The sequence below is a fragment of the Paenisporosarcina sp. genome, from assembly GCF_057785155.1.
The window spans coordinates 1-12,908 of record NZ_JBYNRN010000039.1 but is presented as its reverse complement, the minus strand read 5'-3'; the positions used below and the strand labels follow the sequence as shown (position 1 = coordinate 12,908).

General features: G+C 37.8%; 9 protein-coding genes. All 9 read right to left on the bottom strand.

The features are described from left to right. Nucleotides 1-32: 32 nt before the first annotated feature. Nucleotides 33-2,633 (bottom strand): VWA domain-containing protein, encoded by a 2,601-nt coding sequence (locus AC3EA5_RS14255; protein WP_488608951.1) that lies wholly within the window; start codon nucleotides 2,631-2,633, stop codon nucleotides 33-35. Beyond that, complete coding sequence (locus AC3EA5_RS14250) at nucleotides 2,617-4,386, bottom strand: vWA domain-containing protein (protein ID WP_488608950.1); 1,770 nt, start codon at nucleotides 4,384-4,386, stop codon at nucleotides 2,617-2,619. Before AC3EA5_RS14250 ends, AC3EA5_RS14255 begins: the two co-directional genes overlap by 17 nt. Before the next feature lie 12 nt (nucleotides 4,387-4,398). After that, nucleotides 4,399-5,274 carry a DUF58 domain-containing protein gene (locus AC3EA5_RS14245; protein ID WP_488608949.1) on the bottom strand — a complete coding sequence of 292 codons (876 nt, stop codon included), beginning with the start codon at nucleotides 5,272-5,274 and terminating at the stop codon, nucleotides 4,399-4,401. Beyond that, on the bottom strand, nucleotides 5,271-6,263 hold the full coding sequence (locus AC3EA5_RS14240) for an AAA family ATPase (protein ID WP_488608948.1): 993 nt from the start codon (nucleotides 6,261-6,263) through the stop codon (nucleotides 5,271-5,273). Before AC3EA5_RS14240 ends, AC3EA5_RS14245 begins: the two co-directional genes overlap by 4 nt. A gap of 10 nt (nucleotides 6,264-6,273) precedes the next feature. Further along, complete coding sequence (locus AC3EA5_RS14235; protein WP_488608947.1) at nucleotides 6,274-7,704, bottom strand: hypothetical protein; 1,431 nt, start codon at nucleotides 7,702-7,704, stop codon at nucleotides 6,274-6,276. Nucleotides 7,705-7,717: 13 nt separating this feature from the next. Beyond that, a complete protein-coding gene (locus AC3EA5_RS14230; RefSeq protein ID WP_488608946.1) occupies nucleotides 7,718-8,572 on the bottom strand; it encodes an ABC transporter permease in 855 nt (284 codons plus the stop codon). Next, a complete protein-coding gene (locus tag AC3EA5_RS14225) occupies nucleotides 8,569-9,504 on the bottom strand; it encodes an ABC transporter ATP-binding protein (RefSeq protein WP_488608945.1) in 936 nt (311 codons plus the stop codon). Before AC3EA5_RS14225 ends, AC3EA5_RS14230 begins: the two co-directional genes overlap by 4 nt. Beyond that, nucleotides 9,504-11,918, bottom strand: coding sequence for a hypothetical protein (locus AC3EA5_RS14220; RefSeq protein ID WP_488608944.1), 2,415 nt, complete (start codon nucleotides 11,916-11,918; stop codon nucleotides 9,504-9,506). Before AC3EA5_RS14220 ends, AC3EA5_RS14225 begins: the two co-directional genes overlap by 1 nt. Nucleotides 11,919-12,031: 113 nt before the next feature. After that, nucleotides 12,032-12,439: a phage holin family protein gene (locus AC3EA5_RS14215; RefSeq protein ID WP_488608943.1), complete on the bottom strand. Its 408-nt coding sequence runs from the start codon at nucleotides 12,437-12,439 to the stop codon at nucleotides 12,032-12,034. Nucleotides 12,440-12,908 lie beyond the last annotated feature (469 nt).

Sequence of the window (12,908 nt, the reverse complement as noted above, 5' to 3'; positions counted from 1 at the left end):
GATCCGAATCGGATCTACCTTTTTTTCTTATTTCAGCGTTTCCGCTTTCCTTTTAAAAGCTTTGAGACATTTGTTTGAACAGGAGTTTCTAATTCATTAGACTTTTGTTTGATGAACATGAAAGGAATTCTTGATAACATGCGATAGCCGAATCTTCTTAACGTTATATCGATAAAAAATAGCAACATGGCAAGGAGTACAACCCATTGTTGAATACTCTTAGACTCTGTACTCTCGTATTGAATATCACGCATAGCTTGTTCAGGTGACGATACGACTTCTCCACCCGTTCGGTTTGCTATATCTGACAAGAGTCCGGCGTTTGGAGGTTGAATTTTATATTCGTCGCTATATGGAATTGAAATGCCTGATTGATACAAACCATTTTGTTCATTGGAAATACGCAGGAATATGAGCCCTGGATCTGCTTTAAAAGATACCCGGCTTTTTCCTGGTGCAATAGGTTCAGACAAACTCTCTATTTCCTCACCGGATTCATTCACAGCGACAATATCCAAAAAGGCTGATTGTCCTGACGGATCTAATACCGTATAGGAACCATCTTCAGATTTTCGAATATCAAACGGAACTTCACTATAGGATGGCAATAATCGAGATACGGACGTATTCCAAAAGTTCCCCCACTGATCGAAGCGTGCAAAATCTCCGCTCCACGCACCGCTTGAATCCGATGTATAAGCAATTGTTCTTCCAAGTCCATACATCCATTCAGCTAGAACGGGATCTTCTTTCGTACTTTCTGCAATAACAGATGCTGTTTGTTTCGCAGTAGTAGCAATGTAGGCATTTATTTGTGGAACACCTTTTTCAAATAAACTCATCCACGCTAGATCGCCTTGAATGGTGGGATAAAAAGGATTGTCTTCGATATAGGTTCTTGAAATCATAACGGTTTCTCTGGATAAGATTGCTGGAATCGTACTTTCATCCATTACATCATAAAATCGGCCAGTCCCTATTTGCGATAATCCTTCTAGTAAAGATCGATCTGCGTCTTGACCTATGGCTACAGTGGACAGTGTAATGTTATCAGCTAATCCGTCAGCTATAAGTGTTTCATAGTCATTTTGCGTAGCTGATTGTCCATCCGTCAATAAAATAATGTGCTTACGCTGAAGTTTCAAATCACTTAGCCTTTCGTAAGCGAGTTCTAACCCTGGATAAATTTCGGTACCTCCACCAACACTAACCGATAAGATTTTTTCAAGTGCTTCCTCTTTGTCAGTGAGTGTTTTTGCCTCTATGATTTCCCAAGGTTTATCATCAAATGCAATGAAACCTAATGTATCGTCATCTCGTAATAACTCTACTGAGCGAGCGGCAGCTTCTTTAGCTAACTCGAATTTATTCCCCATCATACTGCCGGATCTATCCATCACAATTATCAGTCCGAGTGAAGGCAATTGTTGCTTTCCTTTCACTTCCATTTCTACAGGAAGTAACTTTTCGATAGGTGTTTTAAAATACCCACCTAATCCAAAGCTATTGTCTCCCCCAACCATCATGAAGCCAACACCGAAGTTTTTAACTGCTTGTTCGATCACTTTCATTTTGTCTTCCCCAACTAAATAACCTGGTACGTTATCAAAAATAATGGCGTCGTACTTTAAATAATTGGACAAATCATAAGGTAAATCAGCAGCTGCAATATTATCCGTGTTAATGACTTGCTGATCAATAAAATCCGGAATTGGTGACGTCACTTGACCGTTACTGACTACTAACAAACTTGGTGCACGCTCAACCATTGTGACACTCGTCAATTCATTATTTTCCAATAAAGCATCGTTCGTTAAGTTCAATTGAACCTCATATTTTAATAATCCTTCACCAGTTGAGGCATGACGAAGTGTAAAGGTGTTCGTTCCAGCTTGGATTTCTACTTGTTGGGTCAACAAGAATTCATCATTTTCAGATAGAATGAGTTCACCTATCACATCTTTTGAAGACTCTACTTCAACAACAAGTTGCTGTTGCTCCCCTTCAAACGCAACTGGTGGAGTTTCAAAACTTGTAATCGCTGCATCATCTGATTGTGGCCGGTTCAACATATACGCATCAATTTCCACATGACTTCCTGTCATTCTAGCAAGTTGTTCATGCACTGAGCCGCTATTTTCTAATCCATCTGAAAGTAATACTACTCTCGTTGACTTTTTTTGGTCTGCTAAATTCGTGGCTAACTGAATACTTTCAGCTATGTTCGTTTTCCCATTTTGATTCGAACCAACAAGTTCAGGCACATCTTTTGTGTCCAATGATAAGGGTACCTGCGTCTGAAAAGAATCATCAAATGTATAGATCCCTATTGCCTGGTGATCTTTCTTTTTTGCAAGGGATTGTGTCAGAAATTCAGTGATTTGCTGTTCAGTTCCTGCAGTTGATGCAGATTGATCAACAACGAACAAAATTTGCTCTTCTTTAATAGGCAATAGAATCATTGGTCCAGTCATCGCGAAGATTACTAAGCAAATAGCAGTTGCTCTAATGCCGACGATTATTTGTTGTTCGCGCGTTTGATAGTTCGTATGTTTCCACCTGTCATAGATGAAATAAGCAATTGGCAGCAAAAAAAGAAGTAGCCAAATAGGTGATTCAATTCGTAAGTCCACGACGTCTTTGCACCTCCCATTCTGCTAGTAATAATAAAATAATGAGAAGTAAGATCCATGGGACCAATGATGTTTGGATAGTTTCATTTAAAGTTTCTTCAGAAGATGTTCCAATCGAGTAGGAAGATCCGGTTCGGATTTCTTTCTCTTGTTGTTCTAACAAAACCATAAATTGTTTTTCGACATCCCCAGACCTTAATGAATACATCCCTGGTTTTGCTGGAGCTGTGAATTGACTTCCTTGTTGCACGGATGAGATGTATTCATTTTCTTCAGAAAACACTTCCCATTCTGCATCCTCTTCGTCAGCTACTAATGAAATTGACTTTTTTTCCTTAGGAGAAAAAATCCCTAGATAATCATTGTTTGTCGTCATTTGCTCTGCTGTACTCCACAAAAACAAAGGAAAAGAAGGGTGCAATGGCCAATCAGTCATTTGGACATCGGCTAAAACAATCAGATCGCCTTTCTGGCTTCGTTGAATGAAAGGTTCTTCATTCACGCGAGCAATCGTTTCGTAATTCGCAAAAGGTGGATATAGGCTACTGACATAGATATCGTCCAAACTAGCATAGGCAAAAACATCATCTCTTTCAGTCATGACTACACCATTCACCTCATGAGCTATTTCATCATTTTGACCAATTAATAACACAGGTGATGTCGCTGTTTCGAGTAAAGAAGTTTGATTTGTCACGATCATTCCCTCTTCTGAAAGATCACTTAATTGTTCAGAAGGAACGGAACTTACAGGAATAGACATCGCTTGAAATGCAGCTGTTACCAACTGATGTAACTGGTTATCCACATATGTTTGGGATGTTTGTGACTGTAACAAAACAGTGGATTCGTTATCAATTTGATAATCATCGTCAATTTGAAGTATAGCTTTTAAACCAGAAGCTAATGGCAATTCTTTCATTGATAACGACAATGTGTCTTTTGCAGGGATACTAACAGGTTCTGAGTAAATCAGTTCATTATCATCGATTGAATGTATAAGAAATCGACCTGTTTTTTCCTTAGATGAATCATTCACCAATTGGGCAAGTGCAGAAGTATTTTGATTGGTTTTATTGGCACCAAATCTAAGAATCGAAACATTTTCTAATGGTCCTTCAGATCCTTTAACAACCCAAGAAAGTCTTTCGTTTTCTAATGGGAGTTCAGTTCGATCTACATTATCTGTAAATAAATAAACAACAGTATCTTCACCTTTAACTAATGACTGTGTAAAATCCAACATTTTGGATAAATTCTCTTGTTCATATTCAACTTCTAATTTATTAATAGCAGATTGAATCTTTGAGAGATCGCGTTCTTCCCGCAAGAGAATGGTAGGTTCTTCACCCATTGTCAGTAACGTGACAGGTTTACCTTCTAATTGCTCAGACAAAACCAACATCTCTCTTTTGTGTTGTTCAAAAATGCTTTCATTTTTCGAACCCGCAAGCATACTTGCTGATGTGTCGACCATCCAAATGATTTGCTCACCAGCAAGTGCACGAGATTTTATATAAGGCTGAAGCAAAGCAAGAGCGAGCAAAATTAAAGCAAGCATTTGAAGATAAAACAACGCATTACGTTGCAAGTATTGTAAATAAGGAGAAACCTTTGTTTCTTTCATGACCGTTTCCCAAAAAAGAGTTGAAGAAATCGGTTGGTCTGTATACTTCTTTCTGAAAAAATAATAAAGCAGAACGATAAAAGGAATGAAAAATGCCCACAAAAATCCTAGTTGTCCAAAGCCCATTAATGGCTCACCTCAATTTATCCAGTTGGCACGAATCATTTGATGAAAAAAAATGTGGCTAATATCATCCTTCGTTTCAACTTTTAATGTATGAATGCCATAGCGACGGCAAAGAGAGTCTAGCTCTTTAAAATGTTGAATTCTTTTCTTTTCGTATTCAGCAATTATTGTTTGAGAGACCGAGACATTCACCCGTTGCTCTGTTTCTGAATCAATTAACTGCAAGTTTCCTGTAAAAGAAGGGTTGATATCCTCGCTAGATTGAATCAGCAGTAAACGAATGTCTTGTGAAAACTTTGGCATTTTCCGAAGCATTTTCTCCCATTCCTCAATTGGCTCTAATCCATCAGTTAGGATAAATAACACTGTGCAATCCTTCGCGATATGCTGAGGGGTGATAGAAGTAAACAATTGAGTACTTGTCGGATTCGGCAGTTTCGAAACATGAGATGAAAAAGCTTTTCGATAAACTGCTCCTTTTCTTCTAAAAGGAATTGTCTTCTCCTCAGATACCAAGGCAAATGATAATCGATCATCTCTCCCAAGTACCAACTGACCTATGGAACTAGCTAATTGCTTGGCCAAAGTCCACTTTTTCTCGTTTTTCATTGATTTAGATCCATCAAGTACAATATGGACACGCATTTCTTGCTCATCCAAAAATCGTTTAATGAAATATTTATCGGTTCGCGCAAAAACATTCCAATCAATTTGACGCACATCGTCCCCTGGGTAATACTCTCGAAAATCGGAAAAATCAAGTGAGGAACCAAAACGCATCGAGCGATGAGATCCTTTGGGCTGACCGCGCAATTTAGATTTTGTTGCTATCTGAAGTCTTCCTATTTTAGAAGACCAATCTTCAGGTAAGAGAGAGGAAGTATTCATGTCAACTGACCTTGTTTAATCGTCAGAAGTAATTGATCTAAAATCGAGTCAGCTGTTTTTCCTTCGGCCTCGCCTTCGTAATTCAATAACATACGATGTCTTAAAGCTGGTTTTGCAACCGATTTAATATCTGCGATCGACACATGATATCTTCCAGCCATCAATGCTCTAGCTTTTGCTAAACGTATTAAGCTTTGTAAACCCCGCGGACCACTGCCATATTGTACAAACTGTCGCACCTCTTCAGTAGCTTCCTCATTTGGATGTGTTGCTGAAGTTAAGTCGATTGCATACGAAAGCATATCTTCAGCAATCAAGACTTCCTTAACCATTTGCTGAGCTTCCACTAACTCATCCGTGTTCATGATTTTCTGAAGTTGAACAGATGTAGCGCCAGTCGTTCTTAAAACAATTTCTTTCAATTCTTCTTTCGTTGGGTAGTTCACCAAAATTTTGCATAAGAAACGGTCCATTTGTGCCTCTGGAAGAGGATATGTACCTTCCATTTCAATCGGATTTTGTGTCGCTAACACAAAAAAAGGACGCGTCATTTGTTTTGTCTCACCTAATACGGTAACTGTTTTTTCGCCCATTGCTTCTAATAATGCACTTTGAGTTTTAGGCGTAGCACGATTGATTTCATCTGCAAGGACCATTTGACTAAAAATCGGACCTTGTTTAAAGGAGAATTGCTGTCTCCCATCCTCGGATCTTTCAATAATACTCGTACCTGTAATATCAGAAGGCATTAAATCCGGTGTAAACTGAATACGAGAAAAAGACAGATCCAACACGTCAGAAATTGTTCGTATGAGCATCGTCTTCCCTAAGCCCGGTAATCCCTCTAACAGTGCGTGACCATCTGCTAATACAGAGTAAAGTGTGAAATCGACTGCTTCATTCTGACCAACGATAAACTCGCTTATTTCTTGTTTAACTAATTGCAATCGCTTGCTCATTTCTACATAATTCTCTGGTGTAAATGACATGTAATCCTCCTCATTCCTCACGTGTTTCGATTGATGAAAAATAATCTTGAACGATTCTCTGTAAGTCTGGTGGTAACTGCATGCGTTTGGAACTGTTTAAATAGGAATCCTTGTAATTGCCGATTACTTCACCATATGGTTTTACAGTTCCTCTAGATATTGGCGTATCCGTTTTTTGTTCCTCTGCCGCAGAACCTTCTCCCAGTTTCCCACTATCCATACTTGATTGGCTCGATCCACCCATTCGGGAAGGAACAGATAAGAGGTCTCTACTACCAGAACCTTGACCTGCACCAAGTCCTTGACCTTGTCCTTGTCCTTGACCTTGACCTTGTCCCAGACCTTGTTTTTGTCCTTGTCCTTGACCTTGTCCCTGACCTTGTCCTTGCCCTTGTCCTTGCCCTTGTCCCTGACCTTGGCCTTGACCTTGACCTTGACCTTGACCTTGGCCTTGGCCCTGACCTTGGCCTTGACCCTGGCCTTGACCTTGTCCTTGTCCTTGTCCTTGGTTATTACCTTGTGCTGTTGATTGGCCATTGCCAGATTGTGCATTTGAATTCGTTGCTTGAGATGCCAGTTGGTTTGCATCTCCAGAGGCTTTACCTATTTGACTAAGCACAGTCTGAGTTTCGCCGACTTGTTCTGCTAATTCTTTTGTTGCTTTTTGCAAAGCAGCCAACTCTTCTTTTTCTTCAGAAGTTAATGTTTTGGAATTACTACTTCCATCTGACGTTTTTTGCTTATTAGCTAATTGCTGTTCCCTCAATTGGAGTTCTTTTTGTTTTTTTACTAACTCCTTTAATGCCTCTTCTGATGAATTCAATTTCTTTAATTCTTTTTCAAGTTGCTCCAGTTCTTTTGTCACTTTTTCGGATTTCGTTTTTTTCACTAATTTAGCAACATCTTTTTTTAATTCTTTCACTAATTCTTTTTCTAACTCGATATCCTTAGCAACGAGTTGAGTTTCTGAAGGAAACGTAAGTAGTATCACTAGAAAAATACTAGCAATCAAAATCCCGATTAGAGATTTCTTTCTCCATAAATTCTTTTTTCGTTGTTTAAATAAATCAAACGCTGGATTTACTAATTGGAGCGTGCGATTTCGCAAAGCAGTTAGTAATATTGAATCCTGTTTAAATGAATTCAAAGCTGTGAGTAAAAGATTCTCCGGAAAGTAATGATCAAATAAGGATATGGAATCCTTGAATCTTGGCCGCTTCCATATGATTAGTAGTAAGTAGATCAAGAAAATTAAGACAGCTGAAGCAATAGCCCACAGTTGATAATGAGGAAACACAAATAATCGAGAAACAACATGAAATATAACCATCGTTAAAATACTAAGGAGTATGCCCGTTTGCACCATTCTAAACAGATACTCGCTTATTAAATGTCTATGTGTCTTATTTACAGCCACGAGTATTTTGTCTCGACTATTCATGCTGAACACCTCCTTATTTTAATTTTTTCATATTGACTCTTAATTTCTTGATTGATACTGTTATCGCCCCTAATGAAATCAAGACATAAAAAATGGTGTAGCTAGCCCACACTGGGAAATCGATTTTTGTTTGCATATTCACAAAATTTTCAGTTACGGGATTTAGTAATGTAAACATAAGTACACCTGGATTAATACTAGCCCAAAAATAAGCAAATGGAGCTGGACTTTGAGTTAAGCCAGGATTAGGTCCACTCATTTGGTTTACTTGTATAGAAATTAGAAAGAAAAACAAAGTAACACCTGATAAAAAAATCATTGTGCCATATGTTGCAATCATGGATACAATCGTTTTTCGAGTCAATGTAGAAAACATGACTCCAATACTTCCTACAGCAATCATCGTCAAGATGAAGAATAAGAAGATAACGCCTAATTGGCCAGGAGAAATCCCGCCAAATAGAAAGACCAAGCTGTAAATCGGTAAGCCTGCCAGAAGCATTAGTAACAAAAATGCGATGGATGAACTTAATTTTCCAATGATGATTTGCAAAGAACTTTGATAAGTTGTCAAAAGCATATTTAAGGTTTGCTTTTCACGCTCGGAACTAATGGTACCTGCCGTTAATCCGGGTGTAATAAACAAGATAAGACCTAATTGTATGAATGTTAATAAGCCAAATAAAAAGGAACTTTGATCTGGACGGAAAAATCCTTTGCCTGTAAACTGAGTCGTTAAAAAGATGAAACCAAAAACAAAAATGCTCATCGCGACTAAGTAAAACAAAATACCTGTAAAGCTTTTTAAGGATCGGAAGCGGAGTTTTACTTCCTTAATGAGTACAGGATTATTCATATTCACTCTCATAAAGTCTCCACTCCTTTCGTTATTTCCATAAAGACATCCTCTAAGTCTGTTTCCATTTCAGCAAAGGACAAGATGGATAGGTTTTCTTCTACTGCGTGTTTTAATAATCGAAGTTGGTCTTCTTCTGATCCTCTGTATTTAAATGTAATCGTATGAAGGTCTTCTTTTTGTTCCAATCCAGTGACAAATGGATCTTCCTCAAAAAATCGAGTAGCTCGGTCAGTCAACCCTTTCAATTTAACGGTTATTAGACGTTCCCCTTTTAGTTGAGCTTGAATATCTGAAACAGATCCATGTGCGATTAATTTACCACCGTCTATGACCCCGATTTCATCACACATTTCTGCAAGCTCAGGCAAAATATGAGAAGAAATTAAAATGGTTTTTCCCATACCTTTTAGTTGTTTTAATATATCTCTCATTTCCACTCGAGCACGAGGATCTAATCCAGAAGCAGGTTCATCTAGTATCAAAACTTTCGGATCATGAATCAATGCTCTAGCCAAACATAACCGTTGTTTCATTCCCCGTGATAATAAATCAACATACTCATACCGTTTATGCGATAAATTCACTAACTCTAATAATTGAGGTATTAACACAGCACGTTGTTTTTCAGGAATCCCATAGCTTGCACCATAGAAATCCAAATACTCATCTGCTTTCAACTGATCATATACACCAAAAAAGTCGGGCATATAGCCAATTTGCTTTCTCACTTCATGAGGCTCTTTACGAACACTTTTCCCATTAATAATGGCGTCTCCAGCAGTTGGTTGAAGAAGAGTAGCCAATATCGAAAACGTTGTTGATTTACCCGCTCCATTTGCACCAACAAAACCAAAAACTGTTCCTTCACTTAAATTTAAATTCAAGTTATTTAAGGCATAAAAAGAACCATATTTTTTGGTCAGTCCTACTATTTCTATCATTATTGGACCTCCCCTTTTAATCGTAATTCTGGTAGTCGAGTATAATCGTCACCATTTATTCCTTGTTTGTCTATTTTAAATTGGACCATTCCATTAGTAGATACATACTCACTGACGTTTTCTTTAATTGAAAAACGACTACCTTTTACTTCTTCGAATGCTTCTGTGTTCCAATTAAAGATTTCAATTTGCATCGTTGCTGAATTCGTATTAGCAAGCATTAATTCTGTCCATTCAACTTTTTCCAAAGGCATGTTGGCTGGTATTTTCCAATCATAAATATACGTACCATTGACCATAATCCACTCAAATTTACTCGTACCCATCTGTTCAAAGTAAGCGGACGGGTCATCAGAACTAACTTCTATATCAAAGGATGTAGCGGGCAATGTAAAATCTCCTGAGAATATGGTAGTTGGTGAAAATCTTTGATAAACCATATTAATTGCAGAAATTTCTGCTCGTTCATTGGCCATTTTTATTGGAACAATAGGATCTTCTGTATGAGCTACAATAGCAGGCTCTGTTGCTCTGTTGCCTAACATTTGAGACATACGTATCAAGCTACTTTTCCGTTCCTTAGGGAGGTCTGAAGCGTTCATAATCGCTGTATTTCCCATGTAAGATGAAGACGCTGTGATAGGAGATAACACGGCAGCTCCGATCGGTTCATTCACTTCAATGGACTCGTTTGGATCGAGATTACCTAACTCAATCATTTTTGCGCCAGACCAAATAGCTACATCTTTTAGTGCAAACGAAAATTCATTTTTTACCGTTCCTCGTACAATTCCTTTTTCAACAGTTAAATCGATATTAAAATTCCCACCTTCTTTAATGGTTGATTCACCTAAAACAGATGATACCGACCAATAGCCAACGTCACGAACGGTCAGCTGTGTTTTATTCGCCTTCTCTTCTAAGATGGAGAGTCCTTGAACACTGGCTACTGGACCACCGTAACCACTATTCATCCTTTTTGACCCGACCATCGTTGTACCTGGTTCAGATTCAAAGGTGAAATTACCACTTCGATTTGATAGAAGAGATTCTACATAATAGCCTGTTAAGCTATTATCTTTTTGGACTTCGTAAAAACTGACTTGTTGAATTTGAGGACGCACTAATCGATCCTTTGCACCATAAGCAAATATGGCAACAGAAGCTACGATAGAAATCACCGGAATGATCCACCATGCATATTCTCTTTTATCTTTGCGTTTTAGGAAAACGTACAAAAGAGGACCTACTAGTAAAATGTAAAAGACAACAATGACCAGCATGAGAGTCGTAGAAATCTGAAATGATGGAAACAGTTCATTTATTGAACCCAACTCATAGGTCATTTGTTCCTTTATACCTTGATGGTTCACATACATGCCGTAATTTGTTGTTAGTCCAACATTTGCTTTTTTAATAATGTCTGCAAGGAACACGGTTGCATTCGTCTCTTTTGAAAAAGGTTCATCTCCTAGTGAAAATGATGTTTGGATAATGGCTCCTTTCCCAACAGTTTTCATTGCTGCAAGCGGATTGCTTTCTGATTGAAGTAAAACTCGTGAACCTTCATTTTTTGAAGCAACAAATGAACTAATCGAGTTTTTAAATTCCTTATTGGAAATAAAAGATGACAGAACTTCTTTGGAAACTTCCTGTCTTTCCTTTGATAATGTTAAAGGCAAATGAGTTGCGAGCATGCCAACTTCAGCAGTTACATTGTCAGATGCCCCAATCATGACAACCCCACCAGTTTGAATCCAATCCAATAATGCTTTTTGTGCATCCTCGGATAAATCAGCTAAAACATATTCATCGATAATGATAAAATTCGCTAGTCCATATGAAGATGCAGCCGTTGGAAATTCAAAATTCTTTATTTGACCAAGATGAATCGTTTGCTGATCGCCCATCGAATTTAGCTTCATAGAAGAAAACGGACGAACTCGATCAGCACTTTCAGATAACGTTAAAACAAAAGTAGATTCTGGTCCGTAAAAATTGGGACGGACCGATTTATTTCCCTTATAGGAAATTTCTTTACCGCTTTCCCAATCCCCTTCATAAAAATAAAACATTTGCGAGTTTGTTCCTGAATACATAAATTCATCAGATAAACCAGGCAATGCTAAGTTAATGGTTTTCGTTTCACCTGATCCGACCGTAATCGGAAAGGCTTTTGCAGAACCCACACCGTATGATTCAGAGGAATCAATCACTAAGTCCCCTGAAAATTCATCCCCTTTGTTTGTAATGGTTAAAGTTAATGGTAATCCTTGTCCATGTTTAACTTTGTTTTGAAATCCTGCTGTCGCTTTTACATCTAATTGGGATGCTGCATACGCTTCTGAATAAGTCATATTGCTTAGAAAAAATAATAAACATAATGCAAAACACCACCGTAAAAATTGCTTCATTTGTACTTCCCCCTTCTCTCTATATTAATTAGTACGAAACAACTAAATATAAGTTGCGGGAAAATGAAAATAATAACATTTTTTTGAAAGAAAGAAGGATTGTTTCTTCATCATTAATCTTTTTTGTTCTCATTGTTTTCTTCGTCAGCTAAGCTAGCCATATATTTTGAAATAACTTTGGGAATTGGTACTCCAATTTGATGTAGATTTTCGATAATCGATAATCCCTCCATCCCAATGTAAAAATAGAGAGCAATTGTTTTAAATGCAGGAACATCAGTGGTAGTTAACGCATCCAACCAATTTGCTAAAATGATGACCAACATAATGGTGGCTTTTTTCAAAAATCCTTTATAGCCAATTTTTGAGTTTACTTGTCGTTTGATTGCTGCTTTGATTAATCCCGTAAAAATATCAATACACATAAAAACGATAAGTACCGTCATTAACATTTCCCAGCCTCCTACGATATATAAAAACCATGAGCTAACAAATGTTGTAGACAATATTATTTTCCCCATACCTCTCACCTCCTTTCATTTAAACCTAAATAAAAACCCTTCATATTGAAGGGTTTTACATAAACACATGACTAGGTACATTCTATCGAGAAGACAGTTCATTCCTGCTAAATACACATATTCTCGTCTTTTATCTTAGGCTGAATGCTAGTAATATATATTTTTTCTCAACAATCCTTCTAGTTAATATATGTTTCTGAATCTATTATTGACCCTCCGTATTTGAGAATATGAACAGCAATGATACAGCTTCAGATTTATGTGGTGCTATAGATACCTTCATCATTGAAAATGGAGCTGGATGTCAGTAGTACCGTGAATAAATCTTTAATCGAGTAGGAGGGAGCGATTAACTCCCGACCTCTCACACCACCGTACGTACGGTTCTCGTATACGGCGGTTCAACCTATTGAGTATCTACGCTCATATATTGCGGACATTTCTTTCAGTCCCCAGTGTATGAGCTTTT

Coding starts and splice junctions, on each gene's coding strand:
- AC3EA5_RS14250 (WP_488608950.1), bottom strand. CDS start 4,386: ATGGGCTTTGGACAACTAGGATTTTTGTGGGCATTTTTCATTCCTTTT.
- AC3EA5_RS14245 (WP_488608949.1), bottom strand. CDS start 5,274: ATGAATACTTCCTCTCTCTTACCTGAAGATTGGTCTTCTAAAATAGGA.
- AC3EA5_RS14240 (WP_488608948.1), bottom strand. CDS start 6,263: ATGTCATTTACACCAGAGAATTATGTAGAAATGAGCAAGCGATTGCAA.
- AC3EA5_RS14235 (WP_488608947.1), bottom strand. CDS start 7,704: ATGAATAGTCGAGACAAAATACTCGTGGCTGTAAATAAGACACATAGA.
- AC3EA5_RS14230 (WP_488608946.1), bottom strand. CDS start 8,572: ATGAGAGTGAATATGAATAATCCTGTACTCATTAAGGAAGTAAAACTC.
- AC3EA5_RS14225 (WP_488608945.1), bottom strand. CDS start 9,504: ATGATAGAAATAGTAGGACTGACCAAAAAATATGGTTCTTTTTATGCC.
- AC3EA5_RS14220 (WP_488608944.1), bottom strand. CDS start 11,918: ATGAAGCAATTTTTACGGTGGTGTTTTGCATTATGTTTATTATTTTTT.
- AC3EA5_RS14215 (WP_488608943.1), bottom strand. CDS start 12,439: ATGGGGAAAATAATATTGTCTACAACATTTGTTAGCTCATGGTTTTTA.